Genomic DNA, 20,349 nt, shown 5'->3' with positions numbered 1-20,349 from the left:
GGCTTTGTCGGGGGCCTGCTCCGGGAAAGGACCGCGCTGACAGCCGCCCGTGGCGCGGCAGGGGAAAGAAGTGAGGAACAGCCTCCATGGGGCGTCGGCTCGTACCGCTCACGCTGGACAACGTTTCGGACCTCCCCCGTCGCTGCCGTACGTGTGTCTTCTGGGAACTTGATCCGGTCAGCGGTGAAGCCGCGGTAGCAGCGGGCCGGTCGGGTGCGGAGAAGGAAGCGTGGATCTCGGCCGTTCTCCTGGAGTGGGGATCCTGCGGCCGTATCGTCTACATCGATGATCTGCCGGTCGGCTTCGTCCTGTACGCGCCTCCCGCGTATGTGCCGCGCTCCCTGGCCTTCCCCACCAGTCCGGTCTCCTCGGACGCTGTCCAGTTGATGACCGCCTGGATCATGCCCGGCTATCAAGGGCAAGGACTGGGCCGGGTGATGGCACAGACCGTGGCCAAGGATCTGCTGCGGCGGGACTTCAAGGCCATCGAGGCGTTCGGTGACACCCGCTGGAAAGAGCCGGCCTGTGTGCTGCCTGCCGACCATCTCACCGCGGTGGGCTTCAAGACCGTACGCCCGCACACGCGGTATCCCCGGCTGCGGCTGGAACTGCGCACCACACTCTCCTGGAAGGAAGACGTGGAGCTGGCGCTCGACCGGCTTCTGGGCGCGGTGAAGAAGGAGCCGGCGCTACGACCGCTCTGAGGCGGGCCCTGGGATCAGAACGTGAAACGGGTCCGTCCCCGAGTGGGGGCGGACCCGTTTCACGTGAAACATCGTGCGTCTGACGATGCCTGTCGCTGCGTCAGCTGATGTACTCGTCGAGGTCGCGGACGAGGGCGGCCTTGGGCTTGGCGCCGACGATGGTCTTGACGACCTCTCCACCCTGGTAGACGTTCAGGGTCGGGATGGACATGACTCCGTACTTGGCAGCGGTGCCCGGGTTCTCGTCGATGTTGAGCTTGACGATCTCGATCTTGTCGCCGTGCTCGGCGGCGATGGCTTCCAGCGAGGGGGCGATCTGGCGGCACGGTCCGCACCAGGCGGCCCAGAAGTCCACCAGAACGGGCTTGTCGCTCTTGAGGACATCCTCGTCGAAGGAATCGTCGGTCACATGCTTCAGGTCGCCGGCCACGGCGGCCTCCTTACGGGGTTGAGGGGTGTGGATGGGGGGGGGGCTGGTCAGACGGTGGCGGTCTTTTCCGGCTCGGCGTTCTCGCCGTCGCTCAGCGCGGCAAGGAAGCGCTCGGCGTCGAGGGCGGCGGAGCAGCCGGTGCCCGCGGCGGTGATCGCCTGGCGGTAGGTGTGGTCCACGACATCGCCGGCGCCGAAGACTCCCGAGAGGTTCGTCCGCGTCGACGGAGCGTCCACGGTCAGGTAGCCCTCTCCGTCCAGATCGAGCTGACCCTTGAACAGTTCGGTCCGCGGGTCGTGACCCACCGCGATGAACAGGCCGGTCACCGCGAGCGGGGAGGTCTCGCCGGTCTTCGTGTTGCGCAGGGTCAGGCCGGAGAGCTTCTGCTCGCCGTGGATCTCGGCGACCTCGCTCTCCCAGGCGAACTTGATCTTCGGGTCGGCGAAGGCGCGGTCCTGCATGGCCTTGGAGGCGCGCAGGGTGTCCCGGCGATGGACGATCGTGACGGACTTGGCGAAGCGCGAAAGGAAGGTGGCTTCCTCCATCGCGGTGTCGCCGCCACCGATCACGGCGATGTCCTGGTCCTTGAAGAAGAAGCCGTCACAGGTGGCACACCACGAGACGCCACGTCCGGAGAGAGCGTCCTCGTTGGGCAGGCCGAGCTTGCGGTGCTGGGAGCCCGTCGTGACGATCACGGCCTTGGCCCGGTGCACGGTGCCCGCGGTGTCCGTGACCGTCTTGATGTCGCCGGTGAGGTCGACCGAGACGACATCGTCCGGGACCAGCTCGGCACCGAAGCGCTCGGCCTGGGCCCGCATGTTGTCCATCAGGTCCGGTCCCATGATGCCGTCGCGGAAACCGGGAAAGTTCTCCACGTCGGTGGTGTTCATCAGGGCACCACCGGCGGTGACGGCGCCCTCGAAGACCAGCGGCTTCAGCGATGCGCGCGCGGTGTACAGCGCGGCCGTATAGCCGGCGGGCCCGGAGCCGATGATGATCACATTACGGACGTCGCTCACGGGATTCTTCCTCGTCTCTGCAGACTGCACTACTGGGGCCGGATCAACGACTTTCACCCCATCCAACGGATCCTACGGGTCCCGCATTCCCGCAGTCGCCCGGCTCGACGCGAGGGGCGTCAGCGCCGGAGGTAGGAGTGCGTCAGCAGAACGGTTCCGTCGGTCGTGGGAGCCTTCGTCACACAGGCCGCGTCGACCACATAGGCCTCGACCCGGGTGCTGTCTCCCGAGTCCGGCAGGACGACGAGATACGCGTCGCTTCCCTGGTACGTACCCCGCTCCGCGGCGAGCGCCGAGAGGCTGCTGCCGATGCCCCGCTGGATACAGGCAGGGACGTCGGGTGCGGGCGTGAGCAGGGGGGAGTTCGATGTGCTTCGGTCGCCACCCTCCATGGAGCGTGGCTGTCCCGGGGTGGTCCCGCTCTCCTTCGAGGCCCCCGCGCCTGCGGCCAGCAGGGTGTCCACGCGGTCCTGAAGACGCGTCTCGGAGAACAGCTCGCCGTCACCCACGGCGGAGCTGGCCGGAGCGGAGGCCTGCTTGGAGGCCACGTCGGAGTCCGAGGCTTGGAGTGACGGAAGTAGCAGTGCGCCGATTCCCACGAAAGCCGCTCCGAAGGCGGTACCCAGGACAGCGGTACGGTGACGCCGCCAGCGCGACGGCCCACCGCGGCCGGGCCCGGTCGCGGCCTTCGGACGGCCGGCGGGGCGGTCGGCCCGTACGGCCCCCGCCGCGACGGCTGGTGTGGCCGCAGGGGACGACGGTTCCGGCGCGGGTGATGTTTCACGTGAAACATCGGCGGCAGCTGCCGACTCCTCCGGAGCCGAGGCATCACCGGGTGCGGTCGCGTCGAGGAGAGCTTCCGCGGCGAGCGCGGCGTCGATACGCCCCGCGACATCGGCGGGCATCCGGGGCGGCCCCGGCAGGGTGCCCAGCAGGCTCCTGATCTCCTCAAGGGAGTCATGAACATCGGCACAGAGCTCGCAGCCGTCGAGGTGCTGCCGCAGATCGGTGCTGCGGGCCGGGGACAGCAGTCCCTCGGCGAGGTCGGAGATCTCCGAGACATCCGGGTGCTGAGCGGTGTCGGTCGTAGATGTCACGCGCGCCCACCTCCGCCCTTCACTCCAGCAGGATCGCTCGATCCTGAATCCTTGGGTCCCGATGCCGGTGGGACGGATGCCCGCGGCGTCCGGTTCCTTCCCCGCTCGGAACCGCTGTTATCCCTGGTGTCCCCGCGTAGATGGGTGAGCAGCGGGAGAAGTCTGGCCCGGCCGCGTGCGCAGCGGCTCTTCACCGTGCCGACGGGCACACCCAGTACGGCGGCGGCCTCCGCCACGGGGTAGCCCTGCATGTCGACGAGGATCAGGGCTGCCCGCTGGTCGACGGGGAGCGTGGCGAGAGCTGCCAGCAGCTCCCGGTGCAGATCCTGCCGCTCGGCGGGCGCCTCGGCCGACTCGTGGGGTTCGAGGAGCTGCTCCAGCCGTTCGGTGTCGTCCACGGGGGAGGTCCTGCGGGAGGCCGCTTTGCGCGCCCGGTCGAGGCAGGCGTTGACGGTGATGCGGTGCAGCCAGGTGGTGACGGCCGACTGTCCGCGGAAGGTGTGGGCGGCCCGGAAGGCGGACACCAGGGCGTCCTGCACGGCGTCGGCCGCCTCCTCGCGGTCCCCGAGCGTGCGCAGCGCGACGGCCCAGAGCCGGTCCCGGTGGCGCCGTACCAGCTCACCGAAGGCCCGAGGATGGCCCGCTACATGAGCGCTCAGCAGGTCCTGGTCGCTCGAGTCGCCCAGTGCGGCGTCGTCCAACGGTGGGCCCCTCCCCTGTCTCCGGTCAGCCGGTGATCTGGATCTCCGAGATGCCCCCGCGGAAGCGGTTGGCGGATCCGTCCTGCGGCAGCTCGGTGATGTGGATCAATACGTACCGGGTCCGCACAGGCTTGTCGAGGGTGGTCTTGAGACTGGAGCCCACCGTCTCCAGCTTGGTGAGCCGCTGGGAGAAGTCCGCGAGCGACGTCGGATCCGAGGCCTCCGAGTCGGCGGCCAGCACTTCGGCCTTCTGACCGGACCGGTACATGCGGATGTCGAGACCGGACACGTCCTTCACACTGCCGAGGTCGACGACGATTCCACTGCCCTGCTTGAGGAGGTTGCCGAAATTCGGGTAGTTCCAATACTGCTTGGTGATCCAGGCCGTACCGCTGTCGCCGTCGGTGGCTTTCGCCGCCAGCTCCGGCCTTATCCCTGATCCCTCGGGCATGAACTCCGTCGCGCCGTCGATCTTGAGAGGCTTGGCGGGCTTCACGGCCTTGTCGCTGTCATCGGTGGTGGTCTGCGTGGGGGTCGTCTCGGGTGTGCCGCGGTCATCGAGGAGACGGTCGGCGACCTGCCAGCTCCCCAACCCCAGGGCGGCGATGAGGAGCGCCGCGACGGTCCACTTGAGGGCCTTGCCGGTAGGGCTCTGGAGCGGAGGCGGCGGAGGGGGCACCGGTGTGGGGGCCGTCACGCCGATGCCCGGCTGGGTCCGCCCGTAGGTGCCCTGCTGGTAGGTGGTGCGCTGGTACTCCGGCGGGGCGGTGAACGTGGGCTCCGGCGGCCGGATACGCGGCATCTCCGCGACCGCCGCGGACAGCTCGTCCGGTGTGGTGCACGGGGGGTCCTGCCGGGATGCCGTGGCGCCGTCGTTGACCAGGGCCCGCATGGCGAGTTCCGAGAGACCGCGGTGGATACCGGCGCGTACCTGGTCGGGGGCGATCAGCCCGACACCCTTGGGGAGGCCGGAGAGGCCGTGGGCATCGCTCTCGTAAGGCCAGCGCTGGGTGAGCGCGGCGTACAGGAGCGCGCCGATCGCCTCGGTGTCGGTGCGCTGGGGGCGGTCGGCGCGGATGCCGCGCAGCGCGGCGTTCACGGCGAGGCCGCGGATCCGGTACTGGCCGGTGGATGTCCGCAGTACGGCACCGGGTGTGAGCCGCAGATGGGCCAGGCCCTCGCGGTGCGCGGCGGCCATGGCCTGGGAGACCTGGCTGACGAGCTGGTACGCCTCATGGGCCTCCAGGGGGCCCGCGGCGAGGAGCGTGGTGAGTTCGACGGCGTCCGGCAGCCACTCGTGGACGACGTAGACGAAGTCGCCCTCCTCGACGGCGTCCAGGACCTGGACGAAGCGGGGATCGCCGAGCAGAGCGGCGGAGCGCGCGGCAGCCAGCACGGAACGGGCTCGCGGATGGTCGGCGGGCAGGAGGTGTACCCCGACGGCACGGCGCAGTTTCTCGTCGACCGCACGCCAACTGCTGAAACCGTCCAGACGGGTGACGCACTCCTCCAGACGGTAGCGTCTGGCGAGTCTGTGGCCGCTGTGGAGTTCGGGAGCCGTGCTGCCCGGCTCGGAGTCCCGCCGCTCACTGCCCGTGTCGGCGGCCGACTGCTCCGCCGTGTCCTGGGCTTCCGCCAACCCGTCGGTCGTGGCCTTGTCCGCCTTGGCGGTCAGCGGCTCATCGCCGCTGTTGCCGGCCACGTCGACGGCAGCCGTGCTACGTTCCGCCACCGTCGCTCCTGCCTCCCCATCCATTGCGCCCTGTCCAACAGCCAAACCAATTGTGCCCACAGCCGGACGCTATGCACGACACGCGGCAGCCGACGATGGTTGTACCCGGCCGGGCCGGGTCACCGTCCGAGGCGGCCTCGGACCATGCCGACCATGGCGTTCATCTCCTCGATCCGCATCTTCTTCGCCGCGACGAAGAAGAGCCCCAGCAGGACGATGCCGCCGCCGATCAGCGCGACGACCGAGGCGAGGGCAGTGCTGCCCAGGCCTTCCAGTACGAAGTAGGCGACCGCACCGGCCGCGAGGGCGCCGGGGACGGACGCGAGGCAGAGCCGGGCGTATGTCCGCAGGACGCGTCCGCCGTCCAGATCGCCGCCCAGCCGCTTCTTCAGCCGGCGCCAGGCCACGCCGACACCGACGGCGTAGGCCAGGCCGTACGCCGCCGCCATGCCGACCACGGCCCAGCGCGGGGGCAGCAGGACGTAGGCGACGGCGGAGGCCGCGGCGTTGACCGCGGCGACGATGACCGTGTTGTAGAAGGGCGTCCGGGTGTCCTCGTAGGCGTAGAAGCCGCGCAGAACGACGTACTGCACGGAGTACGGGATGAGACCGAGGGCGAACGCCATCAGGATGAAGCCCATGGAGCGCGCCGATTCCAGGCCGCTGGACGAGAACATCAGGACGGAGAGCGGGACACCGAGGGCGAGGAACCCGAAGGCGATCGGGACGATCGCGACCGCGGAGTTGCGCAGCCCCTGGGAGATGTCGTCGCGGACCGCGCCCGGGTCGTCGTCGCTGGCGGCGCGGGAGATCCGGGGCAGCAGGGCGGCCATGACCGAGACGGTGATGATGGCCTGCGGCATGCCCCAGATGAGCTGGGCGTTGCTGTAGGCGAGGATGCCGGCGCCGTCCGTGCCGGACTCCTTGCCCGCGGCGGTCGCGAGCTGGGTGACGACCAGGACGCCCGCCTGGTTGGCGAGGACGAACAGGACGGTCCACTTGGCGAGCTTGACCGTCTTGCCGAGGCCGTGGCCCTTCCAGTCGAAGCGGGGGCGGAACCGGAACCCGGTCTCCCTGAGGTAGGGGATCATCGCGAGCGCCTGGACGATGAGTCCGAGGAGCGTGCCGATGCCGAGCAGCCGCACGCCGTCCGGCGGGATCGTCTGCACGGTCATGCCGGAGTCGGCCGCTGTGCCGTACACCCAGATGAACAGGCCGAACGTGGTGATCATGACGATGTTGTTGAGGACCGGGGTCCACATCATCGCGCCGAACTTCCCGCGCGCGTTGAGGATCTGCCCCATGACGACGTGCACACCCATGAAGAAGATTGTGGGCAGGCAGTAGCGGGCGAACGTGACGGCGACGTTGTTGGCGGCGGCGTCACTCGCGATCGGGTCCGACATCGCCTGGACCAGCACGGGCGCCGCGAACACCGCCAGCGCGACGATCGCGCCGAGCGCGACCATGACGAGGGTCAGCAGCCGGTTGGCGTAGGCGACGCCACCGTCGTCGTCGTTCTTCATCGCCCGCACGAGCTGCGGTACGAAGACGGAGTTGAGGCCGCCGCCGACGGTGAGGATGTAGATCATCGTCGGCAGGGTGTACGCGACGGTGAACGAGTCGCCGAGGAGGGCCGCACCCAGCGCGGCCGTGATCACCAGGCTCCGTACGAAGCCGGTGAGCCGGGACACCAGGGTGCCGGCGGCCATCAGCGCGCTGGACTTGAGCAGACCGGCGGCCTTGCCGCCCGACTTCTTGGCGGGCGCCGGCGCGGGCGCCGCCTCGGGCTCCGGTGCTGCCACGGCCTGCGCCGTGGCCTGCTGGTCCCGGTAGAGGTGGGCGAAGGCGTCGGGTGCCGGGATCTCGTCACCGGCCCGGGTGACCAGCTCGTCGACGCCGGTGAACTGGGTGGTCCGGGCGTCGTCCCCGTACGGCAGGAGGCGGGAGGGGCCCGAGGGCTCGGGCGGCGGGGTCCCCGCCCAGATCCGCGGATCCGGCGCGGGCTGCTGGGCGCGCGGCTGCCGGTACAGGTCCTGGTGGTCCGGGTAGGTGCCCGGAGGCGGCGGCGGGTGCGAGGCGCGGTCGTACAGCGCCTCGGTCACCGGGTCCTGCGCGGACAGGTCCTGCGCCCAGTAGGGGTCCTGTGCATAGGCGTCCTGGACATACGGGTCCTGGGCGGATGGCGGAGGCGGCGGGACCTGGCCTGCCGGATCGCCGCCCGTGCCCGGCCCACGGTCACCGTCGTACGGCGCGTTCATGGTTACCCCACCTCATCGTCCCCGGCCGACCGGCCACGACATCGCTCAACGGTCCACTTTCTCACCCGCGCCCGACGCGTCCGCGCTTTCCGGACCGGTGTCCGGTGTCGGGTCACTCGGCTGCCCGGGATCTGTGTCCTCGACGGCCTTGGTACCGGCCGTGTTCTTCGTGCCGTGCGTGTCCCCGGTGGCGTCCGGCGCGGCCGGGCCGGACGGCCCGGGAGGAACGGGCCCGGTGGTGTCCCGGCCGGTGGTGCTCCGGTCGTCCCGGCCGTCCTGGTCACCGTCGCCGTTGCCGCCCTGCGGGCCCTCGCCGTCGCCGCCGCTCTCGCCGTCGCCGTCCGCGGGCCCGGCACCCGCCTTGCGCGCCACGGCCCGCTTGCGCTGGCTGTACATCTTCACCCCGGCGAGCACCAGCAGCAGCACACCGCCCGCGATGACGAGCATCACGGTGGGGGTGATCTCGGAGACCTTCACCTGGAAAGTCATCGGACCGCCGTACAGCTTGCCGTCCACCGTGTAGAGCTGGGCGGTCACCTGGACCGGGCCGTTGGCGTTGCCCGCGCCGGTGAACTTCACCGACTGGCTGTGCCCGCCGTCGATCTTGATCGGCCGCTCCGCGACCGCCAGATCGCCGTCGAGCTTCAGCCGGGTCGGGTTGTCCGACTTCAGGCGCAGCACCAGGTTCTGGACGCCTTGGAGCAGCTGGTTCTGGACGGTCACCGGAATCGTCGCGCTGCGTCCGGACAGGGTGAGCACGGACTTGGGGATGAGCCGTACCTCGTCGGTGAGGCTCTGCAGATACGTGTCGACCGTTTCCCGGTACTGCTCGGCGCCGCCCGGGTCGCCGCGCCAGGACGTCGACATCGCCCGGCTGATCGCGTTGCCGAAGGGGGCGGCGACCCGGTCCGGCGCGGTGAGGATGGCCTGGAACTTGTCGAAGCGGTCCTGCGTGTTCTTGATGTCGAGGAACGTGCGGGTCGGGAGTTCCTGGGCACGCAGCTTCTTCGGGTAGCGGGCCGCGCTCGGCACCTTCGTGGTGGCGTCCTCGTCCGGGCCGACCGCCGCCGCCGCGATCAGGTCCGTCGGCTCCGTCCAGCGCTCGGGCTCCAGGGCGCGCAGCGCGCGTGCCATCGACTGAGCCTGGGCCGCCGTCGGTGTCCGCTGCGGGGCGACCACGACGTTGCGCTCGTTCCCGGGCTCCTGGAGCGTCACGGCCAGCGACTGGGCGAGGAACTTCTGGACGGCGAGGGTGGAGCCGCTCGACGCCGACATGTCGCCCTGGAAGGCGGTCGAGAGCCGGTAGTCCGAGACGACGGCCGTCGTGCCGCCGCCGATCGGCCGGGCGGCGTTCGGGGTGTACGAGAGGTTGTCCTGGAGGCTGTCACTGCGGGTGATGACCTTGTCGGCACCCGCCGAGGTCGCCACATCGACGATCGACGGGTCGATCGCGCCGTCCACCGGCCAGGCGAAGTCCACGGACGGCTTGACGTGGAGGATGGTCTCCACGGTGTCGTCGGCCACATCGGTGGCCGGCTGGAGGTGGCTGAGCGCCCCGGAGACGCTCTTGCCGCGGTGCGCGAGCGATGCCAGGTCCGGGTCGGCGAAGGGCAGCGCGACGACCTTGCTGTCCTTGACCGCCTTCTCCAGCGAGTCGAGCCACTTGACCGCCACGGCCTGGTTCCGGCCCGGCACCGTCGTGTCACCGCTTCTGACGCGGTAGTTCCTGGTCATCGCGTCGGCGGTGGCGATCAGATCCGGATCGATCACCCAGGTCACCGGGAGCTGACTACCGAGGGAGACCATCTGCTCCAGCCGGCCACCGGACGCCAGCTCCTCCGCCAGGTCGTCGTTCTCGAAGACAGGGGTCTGCTGATCGTCCCGCCCGGTCTCGGCGGAGAGGTGCGTGGCGGAGATCAGCGGCCACACCGCGGTGAGCTGGGTCTTCTTGTCCGTGCCGTCCGGCTGCCAGGGGAGGAAGGTGCGCTGGATGCCCAGCACATGGTCGTACTGGGCGGACGAGGTCCTTCCCGTCACCGAGACGCCGAGCTGGTAGACACCGTCCTCGTCGAGCCCCAGCTTGCTGACGGGTACGGACAGGGCGAAGTCCTGCGGGATGCCGACCGGGAGCCGGGGGATGACCACCTTGTACGGCCCGCCGATCGGGGCCACGTCCCCCGAGACGCCGGAGCGCGCCGCGGCGTCGTCGATGGCGGTCCGGCCGGCCATCCGCGGCCCGACCCGCAGATCCACCTGCGCACCGGTGACGGGACTCTTGCCTTCGTTGGTCACCGTTCCGGAAATGGTGAGCGTGTCACCCTTCACCGGGGCGCTGGGCGCCAGTGTGTCGAGCGCCACACGGACCGTCCGGCCCCCGGTGGCCTGTGTCGCGGCCTGAGCCGCGGGAGCCGTCGTACCGGCCAGCAGACTCGCCATGAGCGGTACCCCGGCGAGAAGGGAGGCTGTGCGCCGCAGCCATCGACGGGCAGGGGAATGACCCGTCCCCTGGAAGTCTGCCGCCTCGGCCACGCGCTCGCCCGTCCCTCGTCATCGTCTGCTGCCGTCGGTGGTTGTCGGTTCCTGCGTCCACGCATGGTAACGATGTGCGCTGTGGCGAAGTGCTGGGGACTGCTCCACATGATCGGAAGAATCTCATGCGCTGCCGGAAACCCGTGAATCGGAGGGGGTGCCCGAAACGGGGACGACCGGATGAGTCATGGCACGTACCCTTTTCTGTTGTGCCGAAAGCCAATGAAGACAACCCCAGTGCACTCAGCCAGGTGCAGCGCCGCGCGGTCAGCGAACTGCTGCGGGTGTCCCCCGTCGCCGACGATCTCGCGCGCCGCTTCCAGGAAGCCGGATTCGGTCTCGCCCTGGTCGGAGGCTCGGTCAGGGACGCCCTGCTGGGCAGGCTCGGCAACGACCTGGACTTCACGACCGACGCCCGCCCCGAGGACATGCTGAAGATCGTGCGGCCCTGGGCGGACGCGGTGTGGGAGGTCGGGATCGCCTTCGGGACGGTCGGCTGCCAGAAGGATGCCCGCGTCGGAGACGTGGACCAGCGCTTCCAGATCGAGGTCACCACATACCGCTCGGAGGCCTACGACCGTACGTCACGCAAACCCGAGGTGTCCTACGGCGACTCCATCGAGGAGGACCTCGTACGCCGGGACTTCACGGTCAACGCCATGGCCGTGGCTCTCCCCCAGAAGGAGTTCATCGATCCGCACGGCGGGCTGGAGGACCTCGCCGCCCAGGTGCTGCGCACGCCCGGTACGCCACAGGAGTCCTTCTCCGACGATCCGCTGCGCATGCTGCGGGCGGCGCGCTTCGCCGCGCAGCTGGGCTTCGAGGTGGCCCCGGATGTCGTCGCGGCCATGAAGGACATGTCCGGACGTATCGAGATCGTCTCCGCCGAGCGGGTCCGGGACGAGCTGAACAAGCTGATCCTCGCGCCGCGCCCGCGCCAGGGGCTGGCGCTGCTCGTCGAGACGGGGCTCGCCGACCGGATTCTGCCCGAGCTGCCGGCGCTGCGGCTGGAGAGCGACGAGCACCACCGTCACAAGGACGTCTACGAGCACTCGCTGACGGTCCTGGAGCAGGCCATCGACCTGGAGGAGAACGGTCCGGACCTGGTCCTGCGGCTGGCCGCGCTCCTGCACGACATCGGCAAGCCCCGTACCCGCCGCTTCGAGAAGGATGGACGGGTCTCCTTCCACCATCACGAGATGGTGGGCGCGAAGATGACCAAGAAGCGGATGACGGCGCTCAAGTACTCCAACGAGTTGGTGAAGGACGTCTCGCGTCTGGTCGAGCTGCATCTGCGCTTCCACGGCTACGGCACGGGCGAATGGACCGACTCGGCGGTCCGGCGATATGTGCGCGACGCGGGCCCGCTGCTGGACCGGCTCCACAAGCTGACCCGCTCCGACTGCACGACCCGCAACAAGCGCAAGGCGAACGCGCTCTCGCGTGCCTACGACGGGCTGGAGGAGCGCATCGCCCAGCTTCAGGAGCAGGAACAGCTCGACGCGATCAGGCCGGACCTGGACGGCAACCAGATCATGGAGATCCTCGGCGTCGGCCCGGGGCCGGTGATCGGCAGGGCCTACGGCTTCCTGCTGGAGCTGCGGCTGGAGAACGGTCCGATGGAGCAGGACGCCGCCGTCGCCGCCCTCAAGGAGTGGTGGGCGACGCAGAGCTAATGAGGCGCGGGCGATGTTTCACGTGAAACATGACGCGCGCGATCCCTCCGGAGGCGGTGTTTCACGTGAAACACCGCCTCCCGCGTATCAGCCCCACGGCCACGGCCGAGTAGAGAAGGGCGACCATCACCACCAGGGGCGCGGACCGGCCGTCCGGCGGCAGCATCAGCGCCGCCACCGCGGCGGCCCCGACGAAGGCGACGTTGAACAGGACGTCGTAGAGGGAGAAGACCCGGCCACGGAAAGCGTCGTCCACCGCCGTCTGCACCACGGTGTCGGTGGCGATCTTCGCGCCCTGGGTGATCAGGCCGAGGAAGAACGCGGCGATCATCAATGGAATGGGTGCGAAGGGCAGCCCGAGGGCCGGTTCGAGCACCGCCGCCGCGGCCGCGCAGAGAGCCATCCACCCGGTCGCCCCGAGCCGCCCCACCGTCCATGGGGTGACGAGCGCCGCCGCGAAGAACCCGGCTCCGGAGATTGCCAGGGCGAGCCCGAGCAGCGCCAGTCCGTCGGACTCCCGGTCCGTCCAGGCGTAGCGGCAGAGCATCAGCACCATCACCGTCAGCGATCCGTAGCAGAAGCGCATCACTGTCATGGCGGCCAGCGCGACCGCCGCCGGGCGCCGCTCGGAGAGATGGCGCACTCCGTCGGCGAGCCCGCGCGCGGTCGAGGCGAGCGCGGCCCCCAGCCGGGGTGGTACGGCCGCCCGCTCGGGGCCGAGCAGCCCGCGCGCCAGCAGCAGCGAGGTGAGCGCCGAGCAGATGTAGAGGACAGCGCCCAGCAGCATCACCGCGGCATCCGAGTCGGACGCGGTCAGCCGTACGACGAGGGCGAGACCGCCGCCCGCGGTCGCGGCGAGGGTGCCGGCGGTGGGGGAGAGTGAATTCGCCAGGACGAGGCGCTCGTCGTCGACGACCCGGGGCAGGGCGGCCGAGAGCCCGGCGAGCACGAACCGGTTGACGGCGGTCACCGAGAGCGCCGAGGCGTAGAAGAGCCAGTCGGGCACCGACGCCAGGATCAGCAGGGCGGTGCACCCGGCCAGCAGGGCGCGCAGCAGGTTCCCGTACAGGAAGACCTGGCGGCGCTGCCAGCGGTCGAGGAACACCCCGGCGAACGGGCCGACCAGCGAGTAGGGCAGCAGCAGGACGGCCATCGCGGAGGCGATCGCGGCGGGCGAGGTCTGTTTCTCGGGGGAGAAGACGACGTACGCGGCGAGCGCGACCTGGAAGACACCGTCGGCCGCCTGGGAGAGCAGCCGGACGGCGAGCAGCCGGCGGAAGTCCCCGAGACGCAGGAGTACGCGCAGATCCCGTACGACAGGCATGTGGGCCAGCGTCACATACGACCCTGCGGCACATGCGAGAGGGGCACCGGACCCATCGGTCCGGTGCCCCTTCTCGTACGGTCCTCGCGGGGGCCGTACTTGCCGCGGTCGCTCCGCGCGCCGAGACCGGTGCGGGTGTCAGCGCTCGACGACCGGCGTGGGTGGCGCGGTTGTCAGCGCTCCACCTCGCCCGCGATGAACTTCTCGACGTTCACCCGCGCCTCGTCGTCGAAGTACTGCACCGGCGGGGACTTCATGAAGTACGACGAAGCCGAGAGGATCGGGCCGCCGATGCCGCGGTCCTTGGCGATCTTCGCGGCGCGCACCGCGTCGATGATGACGCCCGCGGAGTTCGGGGAGTCCCAGACCTCCAGCTTGTACTCCAGGTTCAGCGGGACGTCGCCGAAGGCGCGGCCTTCGAGACGGACGTAGGCCCACTTGCGGTCGTCGAGCCAGGCCACGTAGTCCGACGGGCCGATGTGCACGTTGTCGGCGCCGAGATCGCGGTCGGGGATCTGAGAGGTGACGGCCTGCGTCTTGGAGATCTTCTTGGACTCCAGGCGCTCACGCTCCAGCATGTTCTTGAAGTCCATGTTGCCGCCGACGTTGAGCTGCATCGTGCGGTCCAGGACGACGCCCCGGTCTTCGAAGAGCTTCGCCATGACGCGGTGCGTGATCGTGGCGCCGACCTGGGACTTGATGTCGTCACCGACGATCGGGACACCGGCCTCGGTGAACTTGTCCGCCCACTCCTTCGTGCCGGCGATGAAGACCGGGAGGGCATTGACGAAGGCGACCTTGGCGTCGATGGCGCACTGCGCGTAGTACTTCGCGGCGGCCTCGGAGCCCACGGGCAGGTAGCAGACCAGGACGTCGACCTGCTGGTCCTTGAGGGTCTGGACGATGTCGGCGGGGGCCTCGGGGGACTCCTCGATCGTCTGGCGGTAGTACTTGCCCAGACCGTCGAGGGTGTGGCCGCGCTGGACCGTGACGCCCGTGGAGGGCACGTCGCAGATCTTGATGGTGTTGTTCTCGCTGGCACCGATGGCGTCCGAGAGGTCGAGGCCGACCTTCTTCGCGTCCACGTCGAACGCGGCCACGAACTCGATGTCCCGTACGTGGTAGTCGCCGAACTGGACGTGCATCAGACCCGGTACCTTGCCCGCCGGGTCGGCGTCCTTGTAGTACTCGACACCCTGCACCAGCGAGGCGGCGCAGTTGCCCACACCGACGATGGCTACGCGAACCGAACCCATTGCGGTTGCTCCCTGTGTGATCAGTGTTCGTGATGAGGTCCTGCGGAGGTGCAGGACCTCACGTGGTGGGGTCCGCGGACGGATCCGGCGGTCCTGGACGTCCCGGGGGCGTGCCCCCGGGAGACGCGGCGTCCCGGTGCCGGGGCAGGCCGTCAGCTTCTCCGGATGTGCCTTCCGGCTCGGCGGGGTCCTCGGGGCCGGACCGCATCTGATCCCGCCCTGCCCGCTCGCTCTCGATCAGCTCGTTCAGCCAGCGCACCTCGCGCTCCACGGACTCCATGCCGTGGCGCTGCAGCTCGAGCGTGTAGTCGTCGAGCCGCTCACGGGTACGGGCCAGAGAGGCGCGCATCTTCTCCAGGCGCTCCTCCAGCCTGCTGCGACGGCCTTCGAGGACCCGCATGCGCACCTCGCGCTCCGTCTGCCCGAAGAAGGCGAACCGAGCAGCGAAGTGCTCGTCCTCCCAGGCGTCGGGACCGGTGTGCGACAGCAGCTCCTCGAAGTGCTCCTTGCCGTCGGCCGTGAGCCGATAGACGATCTTGGCCCGGCGCCCCGCGAGCGAGGCGGCGAGCGCGTCCTCCGGGGCGCTGCCCGGCTCCTCGATCAACCAACCGTTGGCGACCAGCGTCTTGAGGCAGGGATAGAGCGTCCCGTAACTGAAGGCACGGAAGATCCCCAGCGAGGTGTTGAGCCGTTTTCGCAGCTCATAGCCGTGCATGGGGGACTCGCGGAGCAGGCCGAGGACAGCGAACTCAAGGATGCCCGAGCGTCTGCTCACCCTCGCCTCCTCCACGGTCCAGGACATCGTCCCGGACTCTTATGCCGTACCGATGTATCGACTCGATACATCCCGACGATAGAACGGGGAGGCGGTAGGGACAAGGGGGGCCTTAGTGAACGGCGTCACATCGCCGATTCTCATGATGCAACTTGCCTGATTTAGGGTGAACTTCAACTCTCGGAGGGTTTTGACCGTGCGTAGTCTGTGCGGCATGCAGACCACCGGGAACCCAGCGACGCCCCAGAGCGTCCAGACTGACGGCTCACCGGATGCATGTCGGATGAGCCCTATGCCGGGCCGGTCCGTATTCATTTCGGGGGACCGGAACCCAACTGCCGCTTCCAGGCGTATGCGCCTGCCCGAGGAGTAGTCGTTCGATGAGCGAGCACCGTCGCAAACCACCGCAGCCACAAGGTGGCGGCCGTGCTGCGTCCAGGCGTGCGGCCCAGCAGCCGTCCGGTCGCCGTGCAGCCCCGTCACGAGAGACCACGGTCTCCCATGCCGAGCCGTACGAGGAGGAGTCCGCCTACAGCGGCCGCGCCGAGGCCAGACGCGCGGCCCAGCGGGGCGGGCGCCGGCGCGGGGACGACGGGCACGGCCGCGCCGAGCCGTACAAGAAGCGGCTGATCGACTACCCGCGTCACAACAAGTACGGGTGGCGCCGCTGGGTGCCCTCCTGGAAGCAGACCACCGGGCTCACCATCGCCTTCGTTGGTGGCGTCCTGGCCGCCGGGACCGTCGCGTACGCCATGGTCGAGGTTCCCGACGTCAACAAGGCGTCCAAGGCCCAGAAGAACGTCTACTACTGGGACGACGGCACGCAGATGGCCTCCGCCGACGGCGCGGTCAACCGGCAGATCATCAACATCACCGAGATCCCCAAGGCCATGCAGAACGCGGTTGTCTCGGCCGAGAACAAGACCTTCTACGACGACCCCGGGGTCGACTTCAAGGGCATGGGCCGCGCCGTGTTCAACATGGCCATGGGCGGCGACACGCAGGGTGGCTCCACCATCACCCAGCAGTACGTGAAGAACGCCCGGCTGGGCGACCAGAGCCAGACCTTCAGCCGTAAGTTCAAGGAACTCTTCATCGCCATGCGGGTCGGCACCGACATGGACAAAGACGAGATCATGGCGGGGTACCTGAACACGTCGTACTACGGGCGCGGCGCCTGGGGCATCCAGGCCGCAGCCCGTACGTACTACGGCAAGGACGCCAAGGACCTCGACGCGAGCGAGTGCGCCTTCCTCGCCTCGCTGCTCAAGGGCGCGACCCTCTACGACCCGGCCGGCGCCACCGAGCTCAACCCGGCCGCCACCGCCGAGGACAACACGCGGCGCGCCAAGATCCGTTGGGAGTCGATCCTCAACGGGATGGTGAAGGACAAGCGGCTCGACGCGTCCAAGCGGGCCACGTACACCGAGTTCCCGATGCCCGACTCGCCGAAGAAGTCCGACGAACTCGGGGGCCAGGTCGGGTACCTGGTCGACCTCGCCAAGGCGAACTTCATCAACAACAACGACCAGGTCACGGCGGACGACCTCAGCGCGGGTGGCTACGAGATCCACACGACCTTCAACAAGAAGAGGGTCGAAGCGCTGGAGAAGTCGGTCAAGAAGATCTACGACGCCAAGATCGACCCCAAGGAGCGTCCGGAGACCGACACCCACGTCCAGTTCGGCGGCGCCTCCGTCGAACCCGCCACCGGAAAGATCGTCGCGATCTACGGCGGCGAGGACGCGACCAAGCACTTCACCAACAACGCCGACCAGACCGGTGCCCAGGTCGGCTCGACCTTCAAGCCGTTCGTGCTGGCCGCGGCCATGGAAAACGGCGTGCGCGACCCCAAGCTCTCCCCGGACCAGACCCCCGAGCAGCGGACGAAGATCGCGCCCGACAAGGCCATCTACAACGGCGACAACAAGCTGAAGATCAAGAACTACGACGGCTCGATCTGGACCAACGAAGAGGACAAGGAGTGGCTCCAGACCAACGACGGCGGTAAAGACTACGGCGACATGAACCTGCGGGAGGCCATGCAGGAGTCCGCCAACTCGCCCTACGTGCAGCTCGGCATGGACGTCGGCATCCCCCAGGTGCGCCAGGCCGCCATCAACGCCGGTCTGCGCCCGGACTCCCTCAGCAAGTCCAATGTGCCGTCCTTCTCGCTCGGGATCTCCGACCCCAGCGCCATCCGGATGGCCGGCTCCTACGCGACCTTCGCGACCAGCGGCAAGCAGCGCGACCCGTACTCCGTCGACCGGGTGCTGAAGGGTGGCAAGACCATCTACCAGCACAAGGCGACGGCGACCAGTGCCTTCCCCGCCGCGGTCGCGGACAACGTCACGGACGTGCTGAAGTCGGTGGTCGAGAAGGGCACCGGAATCACCGCGAAGCTCCCCGACCGCGACGCCGCCGGCAAGACCGGTACCACGGACGGCAACAAGTCGGCCTGGTTCGTGGGGTACACCCCGCAGCTCTCCACCGCCATCGACATGTACCGGATGGACGACGACGCGACGAACACGAAGCGTCAGTTCGAGAAGATGTTCGGCACGGGTGGCGAGGACAAGATCCACGGTAACTCGTTCCCCGCCCAGATCTGGAAGGACTACATGACGGAGGCCCTCAAGGGGAAGCCCGTCGAGAAGTTCCCCAAGCCTGAGCCCATCGGCGACCCCTACTACGGAGGCGGCGCCGACTCCCCGGAGCCGACCCCGTCCGAGACCACGTCCGAGAGCCCGTCCGCGGACCCGTCCGAGAGCCCGTCCGAGACTCCCTCCGAGGACCCGTCCGAGAGCCCGAGCGGCGACTCCGAGGAGTGCACCAACATCTTCGGATGTGCCGACCAGGGGAACACCAACCAGGGCAACACCAACCAGGGCAACGGCAACCAGGGCAACACGAATCAGGGCAACAGCAACGGCGGAGGAGGCGGAGGCGGCGGCAACCAGGAGAGCCCCTCGGCCTCACCGAGCGACGACGAGTCCGCCGACACCGGCTTCTTCGCAGGCCAGAGAGGCTGATCCGCCCCGGGGCCGGCGAACCCCGGGGCACCACCGCACGGCCGTCACCACAGGCCGGGGACATGTACGCGACACCCGCGAGGGCCGTCGCACCGGACACGTACAGCTCCATGTACGTACGGTGCGACGGCCCTCGCCCCGTCCACAGCGGTATACGGCAGGATGGGCGCCATGCCGAGCACAGAAGAGACAACCGTGCACCAGGACCGGCCGGACGTGGCGCCCACCCGGCGGGACGAGATCGCCACGGCCGGCAGCGAGCTGATCGGCGGACCCGCCGGACGCTGGGCCTGGCCGGGCAGCGGGCGGCTCTCCCCCGTACGCGTCGTCGCACTGGTGGCGATCGGCATGTTCGCACTCGGCATGGTGCAGAAGATGCCCTGCTACAACTGGGCGTGGTTCCGCGGCGCCAGCTCCCAGTACACCCACGCCTGCTACTCGGACATCCCGCACCTCTTCCTCGGACGCGGCTTCGCCGACAACCTCGTGCCGTACTTCGACCGGCTCAGCGGCGACATGCAGTACCTGGAGTACCCCGTCCTGACCGGCCTCTTCATGGAGGTCGCCTCCTGGCTCACCCCGGGCGGCTCCATCCAGTACCGCGAGCAGATGTACTGGATGGTCAACGCGGGCATGCTCATGATCTGCGCCACGGTCATCGCCGTCTGCGTCGCCCGCACCCACCGCCGCCGCCCGTGGGACGCCCTCCTCGTCGCCCTGGCGCCCGCCCTCGCCCTCACGGCCACCATCAACTGGGACCTGCTGGCCGTCGCCCTCACCGCCGCCGCCATGCTCATGTGGTCCCGCGGCCGCGCCCTCGCCTTCGGCATCCTCATCGGACTCGCCACCGCCGCCAAGCTCTACCCCGCACTCCTCCTGGGGCCCCTGCTCGTCCTGTGCTGGCGCGCCGGACGCTACCGCGCGTACGGCACGGCCCTCCTGGGAGCCGCCGGTGCCTGGCTGGCGGTGAACCTGCCGGTGATGCTGCTCGCCCCCGAAGGGTGGAAGAAGTTCTACACCTTCAGCCAGGAACGCCAGATCGACTTCGGCTCCTTCTGGCTGATCATCACGCAGCGCACCGGCAGGTCGATCGAGGTCACCACGGTCAACACGTACGCCATGATCCTCATGGTGCTGGCCTGCGCGGGCATCGGGGCCCTCGCCCTCACCGCGCCCCGCCGGCCGCGCTTCGCCCAGCTCGCCTTCCTCGTCGTCGCCGCGTTCATCCTCACCAACAAGGTCTACTCGCCGCAGTACGTCCTCTGGCTGATCCCGCTCGCCGCGCTGGCCCGCCCCCGCTGGCGCGACTTCCTCATCTGGCAGGCCTGCGAGGTCATGTACTACCTCGGGATCTGGATGTACCTCGCGTACACGACCAGCGGCGACGCCCACAAGGGGCTGCCCGCCGAGGGGTACCAGCTCGCCATCGCCCTGCATCTGCTCGGCACGCTCTACCTCTGCGCCCTGGTCGTACGGGACATCCTCCTGCCCGAACGGGACGGCGTGCGCACCGACGGCTCGGACGACCCCTCCGGCGGCGTCCTGGACGGCGCGGAGGACCGTTTCGTCCTCGGCAGGGCCGCACCGGAGCCCGCCGGGGCGCCCGCCACCCACTTCGGCGGGGTCAGGCTCGAATGGGGGGTCCGCAAGAGCCTGCCGACCGCCCAGGAACGATCCCCCGACTTCGGCTGATCACCTTCGGGAAACGGTGAAGGCGCCACCTCGCGCGAGGGGGGGGCGGGGCCCGTTTCCCGAGGCCCGGCCCCCAGGGGGTTGGGGCCCGGTGGGGAGGGGGGTTATCACAAAAAAGGAC

Annotated in this window: 14 protein-coding genes; 4 read left to right on the top strand and 10 right to left on the bottom strand. The window is 69.3% G+C overall.

The annotated features are described in order from the left end of the window. Positions 1 to 86 precede the first annotated feature (86 nt). A complete protein-coding gene (locus tag ACFXKG_RS05700; protein ID WP_384832911.1) occupies positions 87 to 704 on the top strand; it encodes a GNAT family N-acetyltransferase in 618 nt (205 codons plus the stop codon). Positions 705 to 804: 100 nt separating this feature from the next. Here the strand turns inward: ACFXKG_RS05700 and trxA are convergent, their stop codons facing one another. The 7 genes from trxA to ACFXKG_RS05665 all read right to left on the bottom strand — a co-directional run bounded on the left by trxA (position 805) and on the right by ACFXKG_RS05665 (position 10,473). Further along, positions 805 to 1,134, bottom strand: a complete 330-nt coding sequence (gene trxA, locus ACFXKG_RS05695) for a thioredoxin (RefSeq protein ID WP_384832908.1) — start codon at positions 1,132 to 1,134, stop codon at positions 805 to 807. Positions 1,135 to 1,181: 47 nt separating this feature from the next. Continuing rightward, positions 1,182 to 2,153, bottom strand: a complete 972-nt coding sequence (gene trxB, locus ACFXKG_RS05690) for a thioredoxin-disulfide reductase (protein ID WP_384832905.1) — start codon at positions 2,151 to 2,153, stop codon at positions 1,182 to 1,184. Positions 2,154 to 2,272: 119 nt separating this feature from the next. Then, on the bottom strand, positions 2,273 to 3,250 hold the full coding sequence (locus tag ACFXKG_RS05685) for an anti-sigma factor family protein (protein ID WP_384832902.1): 978 nt from the start codon (positions 3,248 to 3,250) through the stop codon (positions 2,273 to 2,275). Next, complete coding sequence (gene sigM, locus ACFXKG_RS05680; protein ID WP_365807531.1) at positions 3,247 to 3,951, bottom strand: RNA polymerase sigma factor SigM; 705 nt, start codon at positions 3,949 to 3,951, stop codon at positions 3,247 to 3,249. The genes ACFXKG_RS05685 and sigM overlap by 4 nt, the downstream gene beginning before the upstream one ends. Before the next feature lie 25 nt (positions 3,952 to 3,976). After that, entirely contained in the window at positions 3,977 to 5,683 is a 1,707-nt protein-coding gene (locus ACFXKG_RS05675; protein ID WP_384832898.1) for a protein kinase family protein, read from the bottom strand. A 119-nt stretch (positions 5,684 to 5,802) separates the two neighbouring features. Then, positions 5,803 to 7,944, bottom strand: coding sequence for a murein biosynthesis integral membrane protein MurJ (murJ, locus tag ACFXKG_RS05670; RefSeq protein WP_384832895.1), 2,142 nt, complete (start codon positions 7,942 to 7,944; stop codon positions 5,803 to 5,805). Positions 7,945 to 7,989: 45 nt separating this feature from the next. Next, the gene (locus ACFXKG_RS05665) at positions 7,990 to 10,473 is read right to left on the bottom strand and encodes a DUF6049 family protein (RefSeq protein ID WP_384832891.1); all 2,484 of its coding nucleotides are present in this window, start codon (positions 10,471 to 10,473) and stop codon (positions 7,990 to 7,992) included. Between the two features lie 209 nt (positions 10,474 to 10,682). Between ACFXKG_RS05665 and ACFXKG_RS05660 the strand changes: the two genes are divergently transcribed. Further along, a complete protein-coding gene (locus ACFXKG_RS05660) occupies positions 10,683 to 12,149 on the top strand; it encodes a CCA tRNA nucleotidyltransferase (RefSeq protein ID WP_384832888.1) in 1,467 nt (488 codons plus the stop codon). A 61-nt stretch (positions 12,150 to 12,210) separates the two neighbouring features. On the opposite strand, the gene ACFXKG_RS05655 is transcribed toward ACFXKG_RS05660, so the two are convergent. The 3 genes from ACFXKG_RS05655 to ACFXKG_RS05645 all read right to left on the bottom strand — a co-directional run bounded on the left by ACFXKG_RS05655 (position 12,211) and on the right by ACFXKG_RS05645 (position 15,504). Beyond that, positions 12,211 to 13,473 carry an MFS transporter gene (locus tag ACFXKG_RS05655; RefSeq protein ID WP_384832885.1) on the bottom strand — a complete coding sequence of 421 codons (1,263 nt, stop codon included), beginning with the start codon at positions 13,471 to 13,473 and terminating at the stop codon, positions 12,211 to 12,213. 173 nt (positions 13,474 to 13,646) lie between these two features. Continuing rightward, a complete protein-coding gene (locus ACFXKG_RS05650) occupies positions 13,647 to 14,729 on the bottom strand; it encodes an inositol-3-phosphate synthase (protein ID WP_384832882.1) in 1,083 nt (360 codons plus the stop codon). Positions 14,730 to 14,787: 58 nt separating this feature from the next. Next, positions 14,788 to 15,504, bottom strand: coding sequence for a helix-turn-helix transcriptional regulator (locus ACFXKG_RS05645; protein ID WP_384832879.1), 717 nt, complete (start codon positions 15,502 to 15,504; stop codon positions 14,788 to 14,790). A 380-nt stretch (positions 15,505 to 15,884) separates the two neighbouring features. Between ACFXKG_RS05645 and ACFXKG_RS05640 the strand changes: the two genes are divergently transcribed. Beyond that, positions 15,885 to 18,536: a transglycosylase domain-containing protein gene (locus ACFXKG_RS05640; protein ID WP_384832874.1), complete on the top strand. Its 2,652-nt coding sequence runs from the start codon at positions 15,885 to 15,887 to the stop codon at positions 18,534 to 18,536. 171 nt (positions 18,537 to 18,707) lie between these two features. Then, entirely contained in the window at positions 18,708 to 20,228 is a 1,521-nt protein-coding gene (locus ACFXKG_RS05635) for a glycosyltransferase family 87 protein (protein ID WP_384832871.1), read from the top strand. Positions 20,229 to 20,349: the final 121 nt, after the last annotated feature.

The sequence above is a fragment of the Streptomyces sp. NPDC059255 genome, assembly GCF_042752355.1.
Taxonomy (GTDB): domain Bacteria; phylum Actinomycetota; class Actinomycetes; order Streptomycetales; family Streptomycetaceae; genus Streptomyces.
Note: the sequence above shows the minus strand (reverse complement) of the source record. Positions and strands in the feature narration are given on the sequence as shown.